The organism is Vibrio sp. Vb2960 (assembly GCF_033337665.1).
GTDB lineage: Bacteria > Pseudomonadota > Gammaproteobacteria > Enterobacterales > Vibrionaceae > Vibrio > Vibrio alginolyticus.
Genome location: NZ_JAWORD010000007.1, coordinates 151,049 through 170,984, shown reverse-complemented (window position 1 = coordinate 170,984; position 19,936 = coordinate 151,049). Strand labels below are relative to the sequence as shown.

The window sequence follows — 19,936 nt, the reverse complement described above, 5'->3', positions numbered from 1 at the left end:
ACGTGGATTATTCTCACTTCACAAGACAAAATATTGTCAGCATAGATTTAAGGATTTGTTCGGTATTTTTATGTTGTTAGCCCCTTTTTGATATATATCGGTGAGAGCCATCAGTAGATATTTCCTTTTGTTCAGATTTTTATTTTTTAAATAATAATTTTGCTATTAATTGATTCTGGAGAAATAGCCTTTCTGTTTTATCAGGTTATTTCGGCACAAGTGACGGAGGCTTTATCACCGATTAAAAATTACATTTTTTACGTGTAAATAATTCATGCTTATACTTTATTGCTCATCTCATTTTTACCTCTTTCCTTTATTAGTCACTTAAAAACAATGAGTTATAAAGTTGGCACATGGTTTGCTCCTAGGGAAGTGCAACGTCAATAAAGGAGAATTACCATGAATAACATCGCAGCTAAAATTGTACTTACGTCAGTTCTTGCTACTTCATCTACAGCAGTCTTAGCGAGTGATAAATGGGAAAAAGAATCCATGGACGCTTGGCTAGATGGTAAAGCTGAAACCACGCTACTGCTAAACAGCAATCTCAACTCTTTTGATATCAATACCGATGTTGAGAATCAGGTCGTTACCCTTTCTGGTTCGGTAAACAATGATCTTGAAAAATCACTTGCCGAAGAGCTTGTTACTGGTCTTGATGGTGTGAAAAAAGTAAACAACGAATTGTCAGTAGTGAATGAAGGCAAGAAAGAAACTGATTCAGAAGCTTTAGCTACACTGACCGATTCTAAAATCACGACTATAGTTAAAACGCGCCTACTAATGGATACCAATGTGAGTGGCACGGATATTGATGTAACGACAGAACACAAAACGGTAACGTTGGCAGGTAAAGTTAATTCAGATGCGGAGCATGATCTTGCAATTTCAATTGCAAATAACACCAATGACGTAAATAAGGTGATTGATAAGCTAGAAGTGGTTCAATAATAGCGAGCCGAGTGATTTAACCCACTTTTATTAGGAGGTAACACTATGGTTCGTTGGATGTTTATTTTTCTGGCACTGGCACTAATTTCTGCACTATTAGGCTTTACCGGTATTGCAGGAGCTGCTGCCTCTATCGCGCAAGTGATATTTTACCTATTCCTATTGTCATTAATTGTATCAATAGTGATTGTTCTGCTGGGAAGAAAAAACGTAAATAGATAGGAGATTCCATGCGACTTACGTCATTTATTTACCGTATCGCCGCAGTATTCGGTTTGGTGTTTGCGTTGGCAGCTTGTAGTGAAGAAGGGCCAATGGAACAGGCCGGCAAAAAGATAGATGAAGCCGCCGAAGAAACCCAAAATGCGATTGAAGATGAATGTGAAAACATTAAAGAAAACCTAAACGCTGAAGACCAAGACTGTTAGCCGAATCAGGTTAGGTTTTTACGCATAGCTATGTAAGAGAAGGGCGGTCAATCACCGCCCTTCCTTTTGTCCCAATTGTTTACAATCAGATAAGGAGTCAAAGATGAAAAACATATTTGATGTACTGAAAGAGAGTCATGAAAAGCAACGCCTTTTACTCGATGCTCTGATGGAAACGTCTGGAGATTCCCCCGCTCGTGAAGAGTTTTATCACAACCTTAAAGAGGAACTCGAACAGCACGCAGCGGCAGAAGAGCGATTTTTCTACGCGCCTTTAATAGATAGCGATAAGACCATTGATCTCACTCGCCATGGCATCGCAGAGCATCATGAAATTGATAAAGTGATTGCACAGCTTGATGCAACCGATATGAGCTCGCCAGCGTGGCTCAACCTAATGAAAACCTTGCGTCACAAAGTGTTGCACCATCTTGAGGAAGAAGAGCAGCGTTTCTTCCAGTTAGCCGGTAAGGTAATGACCGATAAGCAGAAAATGAAACTAGCGGATGGTTATGTTGAAGAGATGGCAAGCTAGGTAGAGTGTTGGACCTTTTCGTGCCATTTCGGCACGGGAAGGCACTCAATCAAGGCGTTTACTCAAGTTCATGTATCCAAGCTCAATCCCCCGCGTATTCTAACTTCCACTAAAAAGTGCACTCGCTGAAGGCAAGGAGAGCGAATGTTTATCATCAAATATTATATTCTTGGCGCTCTGATCAGTTTATTGGCCGCTATCTATACGCCTCAAATTATCGTTAGTCTGCTGTTCTTGTGGATATCTCTTTCTTTAGCGTTGGTCAGCGTAGCCTACGTATTCGACATTCCCTCTATTTTTAGAAAAAACCAAGATGGCAAGATTGTCAGGTGGATTCGCTGGGCATTCATTCCATTTTTATTGGGGGCTAGAGCGTATAACGCCTGGGAAAGACGGCGTGATACTGTACCTCCAATCCAAAAAGTCAGCGACAATCTATACCTATCTCGCCGTTTGTTTCAGAGTGACTTAGATTTTCTCGAATCCAATGAGATCTCTTGTATTGTCGATGTCACCGCAGAATTTGCAGGCCTTGAAAGCGCGATGACCGACAAGCAGTTTCATTACCTTTCGATTCCGGTACTCGACCACAAAGCCCCAACGCTAGAGCGCCTTCGCCATGCGATTAACTGGATTGATACTCAAATCTCGTGCTCGCGGGCCGTGGTTGTGCATTGTGCGTTAGGGCGTGGTCGTTCAGTGTTTGTTGTGGCGGCGTATTTACTGAGCAAAGACCCGTCACTGACGGTTGAATCCGTGATGAAAAAAATCAATGACGTACGCAGTACCGCGAGATTGAATAAATTACAGATTAGGACGTTACGAGCGATCAGTGAAAAAGGCGTACTGGGGCTGGATCAATCCACTTGGATGGTGGTTAACCCTGTTGCAGGTGGCGGCAAATGGGAGGAAAACGAACAGCACTTGATTCGTGAGCTAACCAAAAAATATCGCTTGAGTATTCATCAAACCACCACAAACCTCAGCGCCGAGCAGCTAACACAACAGGCAAAAGAAAGTGGAGCTAAGCAAATCATCGTAGCTGGTGGCGATGGCACAGTAACAGAGGTGGCGAGCCAATTGGTGGATACCGACCTCAAACTCGGTATTGTTCCGCTCGGAACTGCCAATGCGTTATGTCATGTGCTCTATGGCGTTGGCGCAAAATTCTCACCGGTCGAAAAAGCGTGTGAAGCGTTGCTTGGCGGACACTGCCAACGTATTGATACTGCGGACTGTAATCAGCGGCTTATTTTGTTGGTCTTAGGTATTGGGCTAGAACAGAAGATGATCGAGCACGCTCAGCGAGAAGAGAAAAATGTTTTTGGACAACTCGCTTACCTCACCGGCTTTTTTAATGCTGTAGTGGCGGAAGAAACGCAAGCTTTAACCGTTTCGTTAGACGCTCCAACTGAAGATGGAAAATACGACAATAATACACAAACGCTTGAAGTCCATAGTTTTGTCGTTGCGAATATCGCTCCATTTAGTACGTTGCTTGCCCAAGGTGGTGATGCGCCGCAGCCTGATGATGGCAAGCTGCATATCACATATTTAGATAACACCGAGTCTTTAGGCGGACGTCTTATCGCATTGTCGGATCTGACATTAACGAGCGTAGGCGCACAGGAAGAATCGACACATTTTCAATACGCGACGGCTCAGAGCGTCACTATTTCTGCGAATAAACCGATTGAGTATGTGATTGATGGTGAACTATATTCTGATGAGCAACTGGCAATCAAGCTGCGTCCAAAGTCATTGAACGTATTTGTTCCAGGCCAGAGACGTAAATCAGCTTCGCTTTAACACTGTAATCCGCGGATAACGCGCCATTTGCTTCGTATTCTACATGGCGCTTTTTCTGTGTTGTTTGATGATTTGGTGTGCGTCGTAAAAAGGCTATCAAGGTCGCTGCGTAGTAGATGCAGCGGCTTTTTTCTATCTGCACCTTTTACTAGGTTGATTGGGGATGAGGGTTAAACAAAGTGAAAGAAAGAAGGGCGAGTACAATTACTCACCCTGAGGTAAGTGCTTTTCAATTTCATCGTTTTCAACTTGTAAAGCAGCTAACCAATAAGAAACAAGTGCGGTTAAGTTGGTGTCGTCAATGGCTCTAAGCAGGGCTTTTAAATCATCTAACAGTAATTTATTCATAAAATGCATTTCTTTGTAATTGCCTAACTCGGCAACGCCGTATTCGGTGGCATTTTCTGCAATGAATTGTTCACCATCTTGATCGAAGAACAGCTTCGCCATCTTTTTGATCATCACTTTTTCTATTTTCACGAATCGATATGCCGCTCTTGCGAGTGTCATATGTGATTGCGGGTTAACGAGAGGCAAACACGTTTGGCGATGGTGTGTCATTTTTACGAGTAGCTCCCTTACTCGATTGTTATCCAATGTCATAGTGACCTCTTTATTTATGACTATTGTCGTGGGACATTTCTCGTGATGGTTATGTTAATGCGCCTGTGGGCTTGTCAGAAATGGCCAAAGCAAGTTGGCCATTTCTTTGATCAATACCGAGCTTTATTGCAAAGGCGACCATCAAGTTTTAGCTAATAAGGCTGATGCTGCTGAGTTTTTCTTTGCAGCTTTTTATATCGCTACGAACTTTCAGCAGAACCGAGTTATCCGCCTGCTCTGGGTGGGAAGTAATCAAATTCTCAATCTCTTTGAGTACCTTGCTTTCGACACCTTCAAGCTGTTCTAAATACATAGACTCTTTGTCAGAGGACACTTCCTTCATCACGTCGCTGTAGACCTCACGCGCCTTGATGGTGTAGGAAACCGGAGTGTCGTCGGCAGATTCTTCATTGTTACTTGCTAGAGAGTAGGGAGTGAGCTCAATGACTGCACGCTCACGTACTCTGAGCAGTTCTACCAACACATTATTCAAAGAAGTGTTGTCGATGTTCTCGATGGCCTTGTTGTAAATTTCATTTCCGCTTTCGATAAGCTCAATGATTGAGGCGATGTTTTCATTTTTCATATGCCACTCCTTATTTACTGGTGATAGGGGTGTTTGAGCGTATGGAATACAAACACGATGTTTCGTCTTCAGTTGCAGGTTGTATGCCAATGAACTTTAAGTCTTATTAATCAGTGACTTAATATCTTGTTTTGCAATAACTTGCTAACAGTCGGTAAGGCGCTAAGAAAAAATTACAAGAATGGCGGGGAAAGCCTGGAAAGAATTACACGTACAGATACGGCTTTTTATCGAAATAAAAATAAAATCAATAAAAAACAACAACTTAAAATTCTGGCATGGATATGGCTTTGTAGGGAGTAAGTGAGGTCAAACATTGTTTCACTTGATTCACTATTCAACTCATTAATGGAGGCTAGTTATGGCTACTACAAAAGAAAGCACAGTAAAACCTCAAGAGCAGTTAGAAGAAGCATATCACTTAGCGGAACAAGCCACGACGGAAGCCGTTGGCGCGATGAAAGATCAAGCCAAAGAGAAGCTGGATGTCGGTGCACAGCAAGTTCAGCAGGCGACTAAGTCGGCAGAAAATGTAATCAAGGAGCGCCCATTGCTGAGCATAGGTTGTGCCTTCCTTGCTGGTTGGGCGGTTTCGAAGCTGATCAAATAATAGTGGTCACCAAGGATTAAGCCACACAACAGAAAGGCGAGGCTTCACATGAATAACTCAGGGCAAGTTACCAATCAGCAATCAGGCTCGGCGGCTTCAGACAGCGGCCGAGCCCCTGATGGGGCAGAAGAACAGGATATCCAACAAACCATTAATGGTTTGAGCAGCATTCTTGCGCAATTGGACCAACTGACGAAATCGCTAAAAGCATGGTCAGGTTCAACGTTGGATTTGTTCCTCTTGGAGATGAAAGTTAACGTGTCCGCAGTGCGTCAGATTTTGCTGTGTACCGTTGTTTTTACCCTATTGTCGGTATTGTTCGTATTCAGTTTGTGCCTTGCCTCTGGGGTGGTGGCTTATCAGTTAACTGCCAACGTATATGTTGCCGTGGGTGTATTTATCACATCATTAGGCTTGGCATTATTTGCTTTAGCCTGGTGGCAGAAGCGTTTAGTTGGATTTCTTGGATTCAAAAATACGACAGAACAATTACAGGAGGGGTGGGATGCGCTCGCTACAAAAGCTCAATCGAGCCATGCGGATCAAGCGGATGGAAGGTAAAGCATCTCTAGAGCAATGTTGTTTGTCGATGGAAATGTTCACGTTTACCACCAAGAAGTTTGTGAGAGAAAACCCTTGGACGACATTAGGCATTAGTGCTGTCGTTGCCGTTACCGCAGCAAAAGCAGGTCGATTGTCTCGACTGACTTCTTCTATTTCGTCAATGGGGCTATTGGTTAGCAGCGTGTCTGATATTACCGATTCGCTCACAAAGCCGGTCGCGGCAGCTTCTCTGGATGAGTCAGATGCGGAGCAAAATGGAAATGCAGCAACACAAGTAAGCAACGCTGCGACGACAGAGGGCGAACCACTCTAATAGCGGATTTCACCGCAAAATTTTCTTACCGATTCTGAGCTTATTATGACAGCGAAATTGAACATTCCTGCCAACACTGCGATTGGTGCAACGCTTCTCGTCCTGTTACTCGTCCCAGGGCTGTATTTTGCCAAGCCAATATTGTTACCTATTGTGCTTAGCACCTTTATTTCTCTGCTGTGCAGCCCTTTCATTAATTATCTTGAAGACAAAGGTTTACCACGTGCTATTACCGTCGTGTTGACGCTGTCATTCCTCGTTGGCGCCTCAATTATTGGTCTTGCCGCCATGTCGGAGCCCGCCAAGCAATGGTGGTCTGAGCTGCCCAGTATCGTGAAAAATGTGTCGCAAGAAGTAAGCGAAGTTACTAAAGCTTCGGCTGATCACCTTAATACTCCATTGAATATCGCCAACGATATGAGTATGGATGAGGTCGGGAACAACACCGTATTTTCTTTGGTAAAAACGCTCGCGACCACTACGCCGACGATTTTGACACAAGCGATGATCGTGCTGTTTATGGTTTACTTTATGCTCAATCATGGACGAAGCTTATTTCGAAAGTCAGTGTCTTACTTACATGGGTTCGCCAAACAGCGCCAAGCGATTGAGTTGGTCAAAGCGCTACAGAAAGACCTATCTCGATACATTGGCACCATCACTTTAGTGAATGCTGGGCTGGGGTTGAGTGTCGGGGCCGTGTTTTTTGTTCTAGGCCTTGAAGATCCATTTCTATGGGGCGCATTTGCAGGCGTGATGAATTTTGCGCCGTACCTCGGCCCTGTCATATCCATGGTGAGCTTTGGCTTTGTTGCTTATCTTCAGTTGGAGTCGGTCAGTTTTATGCTGACGGTGGTGTCTATCTATTTACTGCTCAATTTGATTGAAAGTCAGTTTGTTACACCAACACTATTGGGGAAAAGGTTTAACTTAAACCCGTTAGTGATTTTTGTTTGGCTTGTTTTTTGGGGCTGGCTTTGGGGCGGAATGGGACTATTGATCGGTGTGCCGTTGCTGGTTTGTATCAATATTTTGGTTGATCGTCTAGAGCTATGCCAATCAACCCAAAATCAAGCAAAACAAATCACCTCCGCGGACGTGGCACCGCGAGAGTGACTTGAGGAGCAAGCTGGTTCAACGAAACAGTTTTTCAGCGCTCACTGGCTGACTAAATAAATATCCCTGACCATAAATACAGCCTTTTTCGAATAAATAATCGGCTTGTTCCCGAGTTTCTATCCCTTCCGCGACGACTTTCAACGACAGCGTTTTTCCCATGGCAATAATGGCATTCACAATCGCGTTGCTGTCACTATTACTTGGGACATCACTGACAAATGAGCGGTCAATTTTCAGTTTGTTGATTGGCAAACCTTTCAAGTAAGACAAAGACGAATAGCCAGTTCCAAAGTCATCCAGAGAAATCTCAATACCCAGTTCTCGTAATTGATTTAACGATGCAATGGCTTGTTGAGGGTCGATCAGTAAAAAGCTCTCTGTGATCTCCAAATCTAACCGTTGGGCAGGGTATCCGGTGTTATCGAGGATAGTACTTAATCGCTGAATGAAATTTGACTGCTGAAGCTGCAACGCAGAAACATTGACGGCGATTTTGCCAAACTCGATGCCTTGGTCCAGCCAAGCATTACCTTGCAAACAAGCTTGTTGTAACACCCACTCACCAATGCTTTGAATCAGCCCTGTTTTTTCTGCAATTGGAATAAAGTCTGCTGGTGGTACAAGGCCAAACTCTGGATGCTGCCAGCGTAATAAAGCTTCCACGCCGACAATCGAATTTTGTTCCAAGTTGTATTGCGGTTGGAATTCTAACCGGAGTTGTTGTTTTTCTATTGCTTGATGCAAAGCGGATTGAATGCGTACATGGGATACGGATTTATCGGTCAAATCCGGTGAGTAAAACGCGTAGCCGTTGCGTCCATTTTTCTTCGCTAAGTACATCGCGGTGTCTGCGTTTTTCAGTAAGGTTTCACTGTCTTGACCGTCTCTTGGGTACAAGGCAATACCAATACTGGTCGAGACACGAAGTGAGTCGTGATTTGCCAAGTCGAATGGTTGCTGGAATACGCTTAGAATATCGCCGACGGTTTCCAATAAGGCAACATCACTATGGATGTCTGGCAAAATAATCACAAATTCATCGCCGCCAATGCGAGCCACATGCGCATTGAGGTGAAGCACATCTTGCAAACGAATCGCTAACTTAGACAGCAATTGGTCACCACAGAAGTGGCCCATGCTATCGTTGATGTGTTTGAAATGGTCGATATCTAAGAATAGGGTGGCAAACGTCTGCTGGTTTTTGTGTCCGGTTTCGATGTGTTGCTCGAGTAAGCTAAGTAAATGGGTGCGATTAGGTAGATTGGTTAATGGATCGTAAAAAGCCATGCGCTGCAGCTTTTCTTCGTGTGCCTTACGCACAGAGATATCTTCAAACACACAAATGTAGTTAATAAGGTGGTTTTTATCGTCCATTACGGCGCTAATGGTCGCTAATTGCGGATAAATGCTGCCATCTTTCTTTCTGTTGATGAATTCGCCTTTCCATTGGCCTTTGTTTTCGAGTTGATGCCACAACTGTTGATAGAAACCTTGATCATGATGGCCTGAGCGCAGAATTCGTGGGTTTTTTCCTATCACCTCTTCAGAGCGGTAGCCTGTAATTTGGGTAAAAGCCGTGTTTACATCAATGATGTTGGCATTGCGGTCTGTAATGACCATGCCTTCTTGCGAATTGTTGAAAATTTGGGACGCTAAGGAGAGCTGCGTTTCTACCATTTTTCGGCGGGTGATGTTACGTGTCATCCCCAGAATGCCGATTAAGTTTCCCGCATGATCACGGACAGGAGACTTAATGGTTTCTAGCCAAGTGGGGTTATTGTTTTCATCAATTTGACGGCATTCTTCAACAATATTTTGCGTGCCAGTGGCTACCACCAATTTATCGGCATCAATGAATTTTTCCGCACGTTCATGGCTAAACAGGGCAAAATCGTCTTTTCCAATGATTTCACTGTTGGTTTTTTGCCACGCGTTTTCTACGCTTCGGTTGGTCATCGAATAAAGGCCATCCATGCCTTTTATCCACACGTGGTCTTCAAGGCAGTCGATAAACTCTTGTAGTGTTGGTGTTGGCTTTATTTCCGCGCTTTGATGTCGCGTTTGTTCTTGCTGACAGTGCAAGTTGATATCAAAGCTGATCCGCCCCGCGATTGCGCTTAGCCATGCCGAAACAACCGTTGATTGATCATTAGGGTGAGTCAATGTCAGTACGGCAAGCAATTCGCCATTAGGTAGCCAAATCGGTCCAATGCTCAAGGTTTGCTCTTCAAAGGGGGTATGGCTAACTGTAAAATCTGTCGGCGTAAAGTGATCGACAACTTGCGTTATCACATCGACGATAGCACGATGATTTTGGGTTGAGGTGGACACCTCAGTCGATAGCCACTGCTGAGTATCGCTCAGAGTATAAAGCTGTCCCTGAGCTTGAGTTACATCACAGCATTGTCGCAGAACGTGTTGCCAGTCTGCCATCAAAGGCGAAGGAATAGCGAAGCGAAACATAATTAATAACGAGTCCTAAATCGCCCAAAGGTAATTATATTAGAATCTAGCGTAAGCTATTGGGCTTTGTGAGTATCGTATCCAACGCGTAGCTAAATCCTAGCAGCGTAAAGTGCTTTCTATCATTAAAATGTTATCTATATCTCTTTTTTATCCAACTTATTGCATCGTTTTTTAGGGCTTTTGATAGGTGATTAAGAAGCGTTTACCGCTTTGGTTTTCTTGCCCCATGAGACTTGCTGAATGACTAAGCCACTGATGATCAATACCAGGCCAATCAAGGTTGAAGGATGAATTTCTTCGCCGATGATGGTAGCTAACAACATGAGTGAGATAAATGGAGAAGCAAAGATCAGATTACTGATACGCGCGGTGTTTTGCGTTGATTTGAGTGCGCTCAGCCACAAAACGAAAGTGATCCCCATTTCAAACAGTCCGACATACGTCACCGCTGCCCAGCCTTTAGCTGAGATCATCTGCCAGTTCGCACCTTCATAAAGACTTAAACCAATGGCGAATGGAATAGCGACCAAAAAGCCGAGCAGAACGCCAACCACAGGGTCCGCCTTATTTTTGGTATTTAAAATCCAGTAACCGGCCCACAGCAGTGTTGATAGCAGCGCAAGACCAACACCCAACGGGCTCTCAAATTCCATGCCTAAAAGATTGCCTTGTGTGGCAATCACTATCACGCCGACATAACTAAAACCGCAAGCCAGCCAGTCCTTACCACGGATCTTTTGTCCTAAGAAAACAGCGGCCATTAGCGTTAAGGTGATGGCCCAGCTGTAGTTGATCGCTTGAGCCTGAGATGCGGGCAGCAAGTCATATGCTTTGAACAGAATAACGTAATACGCCAAAGGGTTAATCAACCCAAGCAGTAGGTAATACCAAGGGTTTGAGAAAAATGTAGCGCTTAACTGGCCCAGTTTACCTTGCACACCACAGATTACTGTTAGTGCAATCGCAGAGACGATGCTGGCAATGCATAGCATTTGAATCGGCGTAAATTCTGCCAGCGTGAGTTTAAATGCGGTTGCAACGGTAGACCAAAGTAATACTGCTGAGAGCCCAAATCCTAGGGCGCGACGCTCGTTCATGATGCCTCTGCGTGATGATGTGCCGCTCGGTTTGGATAATTTGAGCGGAAGAAAGAATATTATAGGAAGGCCTAGTGTATGCGAGGATTTTTCATCCAACAAACTGGACATTTATCCAGTGTCTAAATACCATTGTTATAGATACAAAACACAGGCTAACTCGCTATTATGCAATGGATTCTTGAGTACCAATCTCTCATTCTCTCTTCTCTTTGTGCTGCCACGCTTAGTGGTGTCGCTGCCGGTTGGTGGGTGAAACAGCGTTTTATCACCCAAACTCAGCTTCTCGAGCAACAACTTTTTTCAGAAAAACAGCTTCATCAACAGCAACTTGAACAGGTCAAGCAAAGCCTTGCCGATGCTCAGCAAGAGTTGGATGAATTAGATGATGAGCGCGATAAAGCCGCGTTTGAAGTGCGTCAAACGCACGGAAAGCTGATGGCAGCTATGGAAAAACTGCGTTACTTCGAGGCTGTAAAGCAAGAGCGCCAGCAATACTTTGATGAGCTTGGCCAAATGCGTGAACACAAATCACGTCTAGAAACGCAGCTGCGTGAACAGCAAGCTCGCCATGAGCAAATTAACCAAGCTAATGCCGAAAAACTGCAAATTTTAGAACAAGCAGAAGCACGCTTGAAACAACAATTTGAGCACTTGGCAAATCAACTGTTTGAAGAAAAAACCGCGAAGGTCGATTTGCAAAACCGTCAGAGTTTAGAAGGCTTGTTGTCACCGCTTAGAGAACAGTTAGAAGGGTTCAAAAAGCACGTAAATGACAGCTTTAGCCAAGAAGCTAAAGAGCGCCATACCTTAGTGCATGAGCTGAAAAACCTGCAACGTTTGAACGAGCAAATGACGCGCGAAGCGGTTAATTTGACCCAAGCGTTGAAAGGGGACAACAAACAGCAAGGTAACTGGGGCGAAGTGGTGCTCGCTAGGGTACTTGCCGAATCTGGCTTGCGTGAAGGGCACGAATATCAGACTCAGGTGAACTTACAAAATGAAGCAGGCAAGCGTTACCAACCTGATGTTATTGTTCATCTCCCACAGAACAAACAAGTGGTTGTAGATTCCAAAATGGCGTTGGTTGCCTATGAGCGCTACTTCAACGCCGAAACTGATGCTGAGCGCGATCAGGCTTTGAATGCGCACTTAGCTGCTCTACGTGCACATATTAAAGGGTTAAGCATGAAGGACTACCACAAACTCAAAGGTATTCAGAGTTTGGACTATGTGCTGATGTTTATTCCGGTTGAGCCTGCGTTCCAAGTCGCGATTCAAGCCGATCCAAGTTTGATCAAAGACGCGATGGAGCAAAACATCATTTTGGTGAGCCCAACAACGTTGCTGGTGGCACTGCGCACCATTGATAATCTATGGCGCAATGAACGCCAAAATGAAAACGCTAAAATGATTGCGCAGCGTGCGACAAAACTCTACGACAAATTACGATTGTTTGTAGACGACATGGAGGGGCTTGGCGGTGCGCTGGATAAGGCGAATCAAAGCTATCAAGGTGCGATGAACAAGCTTGCCACAGGGCGCGGAAATGTGATTCGCCAAGCCGAAAGCTTTAAACACTTGGGAGTTGAAATTAAACGACCGATTTCTTCCGACCTCGCGCAGTTAGCGCAGAGTGATGCATTTTCAGAAAATGACCCGTTAGTAGAAAGACATCCGGCTGAGGATAAAGTAAACTAATCGCCCGCAGTGCAGTGGGCGATTTTATTTGTCAACAAACGCCCCGTAGAGGAAAGCGCTGCCTAAGAGGAATTAGAATGACGGACACAAGTTTGCAATCCAATACAGCGTTAGAGAATGAAACCACTCACTTTGGTTTCTCTACAGTGGCAAAAGACGAAAAAGTGACCAAGGTTGCCGAAGTATTCCACTCCGTGGCAACAAAATACGACATCATGAATGACCTGATGTCAGGTGGTATTCACCGCCTTTGGAAGCGCTTCACTATCGATTGTAGTGGCGCTCGCCCTGGCCAACGTATTCTTGACCTAGGTGGTGGTACGGGGGATTTGACGGCGAAATTCTCGCGCATTGTTGGCGATGAAGGCCATGTCATCCTTGCCGATATCAATAACTCAATGCTTAACGTTGGTCGCGATAAACTGCGTGATAACGGTATTGTGGGTAACGTGCATTACGTTCAAGCCAACGCAGAAGAACTGCCGTTCCCAGATGATTATTTTGATGTCATCACCATCAGTTTTTGTTTGCGTAATGTGACTGACAAAGACAAAGCGCTTCGTTCAATGTTCCGCGTACTGAAGCCAGGCGGCCGCCTATTGGTGTTGGAATTTTCAAAACCAGTGCTAGAGCCGTTATCTAAAGTATACGATGCATATTCATTCCACTTGTTGCCGAGAATCGGTGAGCTAGTTGCGAATGACTCAGAGAGTTACCGCTACCTAGCGGAGTCAATCCGTATGCATCCAGACCAAGAAACGCTGGAAGGCATGATGCAAGACGCAGGTTTTGAAAACACCAAATACTACAACTTAACTGGTGGTATTGTGGCTTTGCATCGCGGTTATAAATTCTAAGGGTTAACGGCATGCCATTTGAACCACTTATCACCGCTGTGATTGAAACGTCACTGAATACACTGATCAAAGACGACCCTGCATTGGGCCGTCGTTTAGCGCGTCTAAAAGGTCAAGTTATTCAAGTTCACCTGAAAGAGATCAATAAAACACTGACATTCGTTTTTAGTCAGCAAATTGATGTGCTCGGTCATTACGAAGGGCAGCCTAACTGCTATCTATCGCTCAACTTGAGTGTATTACCAGAGCTGCGCGATCAGGCCAACATCACTCGTCTTATTAAACAAGATAAACTTGAACTTGAAGGCGATATTCAATTGGCGCAGAAATTCTCTCAGTTGATGGTGGATTGCAAACCAGATGTTGAAGAGTGGTTGTCTCGCGTGACTGGCGATGTCGCCGCACATACCTTTGTGCAAGGTTCAAAAAACATCGGCAACTTTCTTGCGTCTCAAGCAGAAAAACACCAGCGTCATCTTGCACAAGTAGTGACTGAAGAATGGAAACTGGCTCCCGCTCCGTTAGAAGTGGCCTATTTCTGCGACCAAGTTGATGAGGTTCGCAGCCAGGCTTCTCGCATTGAAGCTCGTTTAACGGCTTTGCTGAATAAGCTGGATGCAGATAAGCCTGCATTGGAGAAACCATGACGCCAGCAGAACTAAAGCGCTTATACCACATCGCCAAAGTACAACTGGAATACGGCTTAGATGAGCTGCTTCCCGATCACCAACTGACCAAAGCTCCGCTTTTACTGCGCAAAAGCTTGTTTTGGATTAAGAACAAGCATCCAGAAAAACCACTCGGTGAACGTCTGCGTTTAGCACTGCAAGAGCTGGGGCCGGTTTGGATTAAGTTCGGTCAGATGATGTCGACGCGCCGTGACTTATTTCCTCCGCATATCGCTGATCCCCTAGCTTTACTTCAAGACCAAGTCGCGCCTTTTGATGGCGAGTTGGCAAAAAAGCAGATGGAGCAAGCATTAGGTGGTCCGTTAGAAAAATGGTTTACCGAGTTTGATATCAAACCACTGGCGTCTGCGTCGATTGCTCAGGTACATACTGCGCGCATAAAAGACACTAACCAAGAAGTGGTATTAAAGGTTATCCGCCCAGATATTCGCCCAGTCATTGATTCAGATCTAAAACTGATGCACCGAATGGCGCGTATAGTCGCCGGAGCGATGCCTGAAGCACGTCGTTTAAAACCAGTTGAAGTCGTGCGTGAGTACGAGAAAACCCTGCTTGATGAACTCGACTTGCGACGTGAGGCGGCGAATGCCATTCAGTTGCGCCGCAACTTTGAGGGCAGCGAAGAATTGTATGTTCCTGAAGTTTTTCCCGACTTCAGTAATGAAACTGTCATGGTTTCTGAGCGAATATATGGCATTCAAGTCTCTGATATTGAAGGCTTGAAAGCAAATGGCACCAATATGAAATTGCTCGCGGAACGCGGTGTGAGTGTGTTCTTCACTCAGGTGTTCCGAGACAGCTTTTTCCATGCCGATATGCATCCGGGTAATGTGTTCGTCAAACCCGAACATCCAGAGAACCCAATGTGGATAGGGCTAGATTGCGGAATCGTTGGTACACTTAATAGCGAAGACAAGCGTTATCTGGCGGAAAACTTCCTGGCGTTTTTCAATCGTGACTACCGCCGAGTGGCTGAGTTACATGTGGATTCAGGGTGGGTGCCTGCGGATACCAATGTCGATGAGTTTGAGTTCGCGATTCGCATTGTGTGTGAGCCTATTTTTGCTAAGCCATTGTGCGAAATCTCCTTTGGTCATGTGTTGTTGAATTTGTTCAATACGGCACGTCGATTCAATATGGAGGTTCAGCCACAACTTGTACTGTTGCAAAAAACGCTGTTGTACGTGGAAGGGCTTGGTAGGCAGCTATATCCTCAACTTGATTTGTGGGAGACCGCAAAACCATTCCTGGAGGAATGGATGATGAATCAAGTTGGGCCACAAGCTCTAGTGAATGCGATTAAAGACCGCGCACCATTTTGGGCAGAGAAATTACCTGAACTGCCAGAGCTACTTTACGATAGCCTGAAACAAGGTAAAGCGATGAATCAACGTATGGATCAGCTTTATCAAGGGTATCGCCAGAGCAAGCGCCAGCAGGCGACAGGAAAGTTTTTGTTTGGCGTTGGCGCTACTTTAGTCGTATGCTCGGCAATATTGGTGAACGATGCTTTTGAGCAGCTTTCGTTGGCCTGCGGTATCGCAGGTGTCACATTTTGGCTGCTTAGTTGGCGAGCTTATCGTCAATAGACGTTAAACTCTTGAAATATTTTTGTTTGTTTAAAGACCCGAGGTAAAGAGAATGGGTGGTATCAGTGTTTGGCAACTTCTAATCATTGCTGTAATTGTTGTATTGCTATTCGGAACAAAGAAACTACGCGGTATCGGTGGCGATCTGGGTGGTGCCGTTAAGGGCTTCAAAAAAGCGATGAGCGAAGATGAACCTGCGAAAAATGACAAAGACGCAGACTTCGAACCAAAAAGTCTAGAAGAGCAGCAGAAAAAAGAAGCTGCTCCTGAAACGAAAAAAGACAAAGAGCAGGCGTAAAACGTGTTTGATATCGGTTTTTGGGAACTGGTATTAATATCTGTTGTTGGTCTGGTCGTTCTTGGGCCGGAGCGTTTGCCTCATGCTATTCGCAGCGTGTCTCGCTTTATCGGTGCCGCTAAGAGTATGGCAAATAGCGTCAAAGACGAATTGTCACACGAGCTGAAAGTCCAAGAGCTGCAAGAAAACTTGCGCAAAGCAGAACAAATGGGGATGGATGATTTGTCCCCTGAGTTGAAATCTTCAGTTGAAGAGTTGAAGAAGGCAGCGCAATCTGTAAATCGTCCTTACGCAAAGAACACCGATTCAGAGGCTGAGCCTGTAAAAACAGAGCCAGCAGTCGAAGAGGCCGTGAAAGCGCAAGAGAGCAAGGTTACAGCGGCAGATAAGAAAGCCGAATAGTCTCATTAGGAGGAGCTACTAGTGATTGGTAGCTCCTTTTTGATCTGGTTTTTAATAAGAGGTTTGCCATGTCTACCGTCGAGCAGACACAACCTTTAATTAGTCATTTGTTGGAGCTTCGCAACCGACTACTGCGTTCAATCCTCGCAGTGTTGGTCGTGTTTGTCGGACTAATTTATTTCTCTAACCACATTTACGAGTTTGTTTCCGCACCTTTAGTAGAGCGTCTACCTGAAGGCGCGACCATGATTGCTACGGATGTAGCGTCACCTTTTTTTACGCCACTTAAGCTGACGTTAATTGCTTCGGTATTTATTGCGGTGCCGTTTATCTTGTATCAAGTGTGGGCATTTGTAGCGCCAGGTTTGTACAAGCATGAACGTCGATTGATCATGCCACTGCTGTTCTCTAGTTCGCTATTGTTCTACTGTGGAGTGGCATTTGCCTACTTCGTGGTATTTCCATTGGTGTTTGGCTTCTTTACCGCCATCTCTCTTGGTGGAGTAGAGTTTGCAACTGATATCTCGAGTTATCTCGACTTTGTGCTGGCGCTATTTATGGCGTTTGGTATCGCATTCGAGGTGCCTGTTGCGATTATTTTGTTGTGTTGGACTGGGGCCACTACACCAGAAGATTTAAGACAGAAACGTCCTTATATTATAGTGGCTGCGTTTGTCGTAGGTATGGTGTTAACGCCACCAGACATGATCTCGCAAACCTTACTCGCTATTCCGATGTGTTTACTGTTTGAAGTCGGTTTGTTCTTCGCGCGTTTTTATACTCGTCGAAGCGAAGAAGTAGAAGCGGAAACCGAAGAATAAGGCTAATCTAGATGTGAAAAGCGGCTCAATTGAGCCGCTTTTTTTTTGCGGTTGGTTTTTTCTTGGGCTAATTACTTAACTTTCATGACGTAACCACATTTTGTGCATACGTATACTTCCTTGATGCCCAGCAGCTTTTGAAAAAAACTGCGCGGTACGCGTTGTAAGTAAGCACCATGTGTACACACTTCAACTTCCATATTCATGCTGTTTTACATTTGTGCTAATTAATGGGCGTAAATCAGTATAGAAAAATAATGTGTCGAGTTGTCGACAGTTTTGCAAAGCGGACGAAGTAAAGTGACGATATGAGAAGTAAGTAGAGTTGCTAGTTAATTATTATGTTTATCAATAATTTTGTATGGATTGTTCTACTATTTCAACGGGTTGAATCGTTCATTCAATAGTTTAGGTGATAAAAAAGCGACGTTGATTTCGTCGCTTTTTTCAATTCTCGTGAATTAAATATTAAACAGCTTTTTGGCATTCTCAGTCGTTATGGCATCGATGGTTGCGATGTCGACATCACGCAAGTCGGCAACACGTTGTGCAACGAGAGAAGTGTAGGCTGGTTCATTACGTTTACCACGGTGTGGCACCGGCGCTAAATATGGACAGTCGGTTTCTAAAATGACCCACTGCATATCCAAATGTGGAATGACTTTATCCATCCCGCCATTCTTAAAGGTTGATACGCCACCCAAGCCTAAGTGGAAGCCTAGCTCATTGATTGCTTGTGCTTCTTCTAAGCTGCCTCCAAAACAGTGGAATACACCACGCAGACGAGCATCTTGCTCTTGTCGTAGCAAAGTGAGTGTTTCTTCAATCGAATCACGAGTGTGGATAACGACTGGTAAATCCATCTCTTTTGCCCAGTTAAGTTGAGCTACGAACGCCATTTCTTGCTCAGCACGATAGGTTTTATCCCAATATAGGTCGATACCAATTTCGCCCACCGCAATAAACTTGTGTTTCTCAAACCAACCGCGGATGATCTCCAACGTTTGTTCAACATTGCTGTCCACATAACAAGGGTGCAGCCCCATCATTGAGTGGCATACGTCAGGATATGCCGCTTCGGTTTTTAGCATGGGCTCAATTGAGTCCAGATCGATGTTTGGCAACAGGATTTTATTAATGCCTTGCGTTAAGGCGCGTTGTACTACTTCATCGCGGTCGTTATCAAATTCGCTAGCATAGATGTGCGCGTGGGTATCGATCATCGTTACTCTCTGTGCTTCATGGTTGGTTTCGTATTCGAAGTATACTTGAGTGTGAGTGCTGGGTCATTTTCAGTTTTTTTCATTACCTTTTTCCAGATTGTCACTCGCAACATGCATCAAGAGTGATATGATTTTGTTCACCAGATGATTTGATCATCATAACCGTCCAGACAAGGAGAAAATGGTGTCTGTATCAATTCAAGGTCCATTCCCTGCACGCCGTATGCGTCGTTTACGTAAGCACGATTTTAGTCGTCGTTTGATGGCTGAGAACCAACTTTCTGTTAATGATCTGATTTACCCAATGTTCATTCTTATGGGTAAAGATCGTCGTGAGAGCGTGGAGTCCATGCCGGGTGTAGAGCGTTTGTCGATTGATTTAATGCTAGAAGAAGCACAATACCTTGCAAATCTAGGCGTTCCAGCAATCGCGCTTTTCCCTGTCGTAAACCAAGACGCTAAAAGCTTATGTGCTACTGAAGCCTACAACCCAGAAGGTTTGGTTCAGCGAGCAGTACGAGCGCTTAAAGAACACATTCCTCAAATTGGTGTAATCACAGACGTGGCACTCGACCCATTCACGACACATGGCCAAGACGGCATCATCGATGAAGATGGTTACGTAATGAATGATGAAACCACAGAAGTATTGGTTAAGCAGGCTTTGTCTCATGCAGAAGCGGGTGCTGACGTAGTTGCGCCTTCAGACATGATGGATGGCCGAATTGGTAAGATCCGCGAAGCATTAGAAAACGCGGGCTACATTCATACTCAAATCATGGCTTACTCGGCTAAGTACGCATCGAACTACTACGGACCATTCCGTGATGCGGTTGGCTCTTCTTCAAATCTAAAAGGCGGCAACAAGAAAAACTACCAAATGGACCCAGCAAACATTGATGAAGCGATTCACGAAGTGGCGCTAGACATCAATGAAGGTGCGGACATGGTGATGGTTAAACCTGGTATGCCATACTTAGATGTAGTTCGCCGAGTAAAAACTGAACTTCAAGTACCGACATTTGCTTATCAAGTCTCTGGCGAGTACGCGATGCATAAAGCGGCGATCATGAATGGCTGGCTCAAAGAGCGTGAAATTGTGATGGAATCACTATTGTGCTTCAAACGTGCAGGTGCAGATGGCATCTTAACGTACTTTGCGAAAGACGTTGCTGAGTGGTTGGCAGAAGAGAATGCACAAACTGCTCAACACCTAAATCGTACTCCGGAAGCGACAGAAGAGTAATTATCGCTCAGTGAGAAATACCAGAC

At 44.7% G+C, this 19,936-nt stretch carries 22 protein-coding genes; 17 read left to right on the top strand and 5 right to left on the bottom strand.

The window, feature by feature from the left end; translation table 11 throughout:
- Window positions 1-402: 402 nt before the first annotated feature.
- The 5 genes from R7O03_RS08365 to R7O03_RS08345 all read left to right on the top strand — a co-directional run bounded on the left by R7O03_RS08365 (window position 403) and on the right by R7O03_RS08345 (window position 3,726).
- Window positions 403-954: a BON domain-containing protein gene (locus R7O03_RS08365; RefSeq protein ID WP_047103707.1), complete on the top strand. Its 552-nt coding sequence runs from the start codon at window positions 403-405 to the stop codon at window positions 952-954.
- Between the two features lie 45 nt (window positions 955-999).
- Window positions 1,000-1,176 carry a DUF1328 family protein gene (locus R7O03_RS08360; protein ID WP_005379177.1) on the top strand — a complete coding sequence of 59 codons (177 nt, stop codon included), beginning with the start codon at window positions 1,000-1,002 and terminating at the stop codon, window positions 1,174-1,176.
- 8 nt (window positions 1,177-1,184) lie between these two features.
- Window positions 1,185-1,382 carry a hypothetical protein gene (locus R7O03_RS08355; protein WP_005379178.1) on the top strand — a complete coding sequence of 66 codons (198 nt, stop codon included), beginning with the start codon at window positions 1,185-1,187 and terminating at the stop codon, window positions 1,380-1,382.
- Window positions 1,383-1,485: 103 nt separating this feature from the next.
- Window positions 1,486-1,917 carry a hemerythrin domain-containing protein gene (locus R7O03_RS08350; protein ID WP_005379185.1) on the top strand — a complete coding sequence of 144 codons (432 nt, stop codon included), beginning with the start codon at window positions 1,486-1,488 and terminating at the stop codon, window positions 1,915-1,917.
- A 144-nt stretch (window positions 1,918-2,061) separates the two neighbouring features.
- Entirely contained in the window at window positions 2,062-3,726 is a 1,665-nt protein-coding gene (locus tag R7O03_RS08345) for a diacylglycerol kinase family protein (protein WP_171345949.1), read from the top strand.
- A 204-nt stretch (window positions 3,727-3,930) separates the two neighbouring features.
- Here R7O03_RS08345 and R7O03_RS08340 read toward each other — a convergent pair whose 3' ends face one another.
- Both R7O03_RS08340 and R7O03_RS08335 read right to left on the bottom strand, forming a co-directional pair.
- Window positions 3,931-4,329, bottom strand: a complete 399-nt coding sequence (locus R7O03_RS08340) for a hypothetical protein (RefSeq protein WP_005379193.1) — start codon at window positions 4,327-4,329, stop codon at window positions 3,931-3,933.
- 148 nt (window positions 4,330-4,477) lie between these two features.
- Window positions 4,478-4,915: a DUF2383 domain-containing protein gene (locus tag R7O03_RS08335; RefSeq protein WP_005379194.1), complete on the bottom strand. Its 438-nt coding sequence runs from the start codon at window positions 4,913-4,915 to the stop codon at window positions 4,478-4,480.
- A 361-nt stretch (window positions 4,916-5,276) separates the two neighbouring features.
- Here R7O03_RS08335 and R7O03_RS08330 point away from each other — a divergent pair, with 361 nt between their 5' ends.
- From R7O03_RS08330 to R7O03_RS08315, 4 genes are read left to right on the top strand one after another with little or no spacing between them, the layout of a single operon-like run.
- Entirely contained in the window at window positions 5,277-5,525 is a 249-nt protein-coding gene (locus R7O03_RS08330) for a hypothetical protein (protein WP_005379196.1), read from the top strand.
- Between the two features lie 48 nt (window positions 5,526-5,573).
- Entirely contained in the window at window positions 5,574-6,086 is a 513-nt protein-coding gene (locus R7O03_RS08325; RefSeq protein WP_005379198.1) for a phage holin family protein, read from the top strand.
- Window positions 6,076-6,402 carry a hypothetical protein gene (locus R7O03_RS08320; protein ID WP_005379200.1) on the top strand — a complete coding sequence of 109 codons (327 nt, stop codon included), beginning with the start codon at window positions 6,076-6,078 and terminating at the stop codon, window positions 6,400-6,402. Before R7O03_RS08325 ends, R7O03_RS08320 begins: the two co-directional genes overlap by 11 nt.
- A 45-nt stretch (window positions 6,403-6,447) precedes the next feature.
- Window positions 6,448-7,518: an AI-2E family transporter gene (locus R7O03_RS08315; protein ID WP_005379202.1), complete on the top strand. Its 1,071-nt coding sequence runs from the start codon at window positions 6,448-6,450 to the stop codon at window positions 7,516-7,518.
- An 18-nt stretch (window positions 7,519-7,536) separates the two neighbouring features.
- Here R7O03_RS08315 and R7O03_RS08310 read toward each other — a convergent pair whose 3' ends face one another.
- Both R7O03_RS08310 and R7O03_RS08305 read right to left on the bottom strand, forming a co-directional pair.
- Window positions 7,537-9,984, bottom strand: a complete 2,448-nt coding sequence (locus tag R7O03_RS08310; protein ID WP_213970623.1) for an EAL domain-containing protein — start codon at window positions 9,982-9,984, stop codon at window positions 7,537-7,539.
- Between the two features lie 194 nt (window positions 9,985-10,178).
- The gene (locus tag R7O03_RS08305; RefSeq protein WP_017635023.1) at window positions 10,179-11,084 is read right to left on the bottom strand and encodes a DMT family transporter; all 906 of its coding nucleotides are present in this window, start codon (window positions 11,082-11,084) and stop codon (window positions 10,179-10,181) included.
- A gap of 168 nt (window positions 11,085-11,252) precedes the next feature.
- Here R7O03_RS08305 and rmuC point away from each other — a divergent pair, with 168 nt between their 5' ends.
- The 7 genes from rmuC (at window position 11,253) to tatC (ending at window position 17,441) form a co-directional block, all read left to right on the top strand.
- Complete coding sequence (gene rmuC, locus R7O03_RS08300; RefSeq protein ID WP_033905890.1) at window positions 11,253-12,785, top strand: DNA recombination protein RmuC; 1,533 nt, start codon at window positions 11,253-11,255, stop codon at window positions 12,783-12,785.
- A gap of 77 nt (window positions 12,786-12,862) precedes the next feature.
- On the top strand, window positions 12,863-13,642 hold the full coding sequence (gene ubiE / locus R7O03_RS08295) for a bifunctional demethylmenaquinone methyltransferase/2-methoxy-6-polyprenyl-1,4-benzoquinol methylase UbiE (RefSeq protein ID WP_005379210.1): 780 nt from the start codon (window positions 12,863-12,865) through the stop codon (window positions 13,640-13,642).
- 11 nt (window positions 13,643-13,653) lie between these two features.
- The gene (locus R7O03_RS08290; RefSeq protein WP_005379213.1) at window positions 13,654-14,289 is read left to right on the top strand and encodes an SCP2 domain-containing protein; all 636 of its coding nucleotides are present in this window, start codon (window positions 13,654-13,656) and stop codon (window positions 14,287-14,289) included.
- Complete coding sequence (gene ubiB, locus R7O03_RS08285; protein WP_005379226.1) at window positions 14,286-15,920, top strand: ubiquinone biosynthesis regulatory protein kinase UbiB; 1,635 nt, start codon at window positions 14,286-14,288, stop codon at window positions 15,918-15,920. Before R7O03_RS08290 ends, ubiB begins: the two co-directional genes overlap by 4 nt.
- A gap of 52 nt (window positions 15,921-15,972) precedes the next feature.
- Window positions 15,973-16,218: a Sec-independent protein translocase subunit TatA gene (gene tatA / locus R7O03_RS08280; protein WP_005382958.1), complete on the top strand. Its 246-nt coding sequence runs from the start codon at window positions 15,973-15,975 to the stop codon at window positions 16,216-16,218.
- Window positions 16,219-16,221: 3 nt separating this feature from the next.
- The gene (gene tatB, locus R7O03_RS08275; protein ID WP_017635021.1) at window positions 16,222-16,620 is read left to right on the top strand and encodes a Sec-independent protein translocase protein TatB; all 399 of its coding nucleotides are present in this window, start codon (window positions 16,222-16,224) and stop codon (window positions 16,618-16,620) included.
- Window positions 16,621-16,688: 68 nt separating this feature from the next.
- Complete coding sequence (gene tatC / locus R7O03_RS08270; protein ID WP_005379234.1) at window positions 16,689-17,441, top strand: twin-arginine translocase subunit TatC; 753 nt, start codon at window positions 16,689-16,691, stop codon at window positions 17,439-17,441.
- Window positions 17,442-17,902: 461 nt separating this feature from the next.
- Here tatC and R7O03_RS08265 read toward each other — a convergent pair whose 3' ends face one another.
- A complete protein-coding gene (locus R7O03_RS08265) occupies window positions 17,903-18,664 on the bottom strand; it encodes a TatD family hydrolase (protein WP_213968520.1) in 762 nt (253 codons plus the stop codon).
- 184 nt (window positions 18,665-18,848) lie between these two features.
- On the opposite strand from R7O03_RS08265, the gene hemB reads away from it, so the two are divergent.
- Window positions 18,849-19,910, top strand: a complete 1,062-nt coding sequence (gene hemB, locus R7O03_RS08260) for a porphobilinogen synthase (protein ID WP_031777176.1) — start codon at window positions 18,849-18,851, stop codon at window positions 19,908-19,910.
- Window positions 19,911-19,936: the final 26 nt, after the last annotated feature.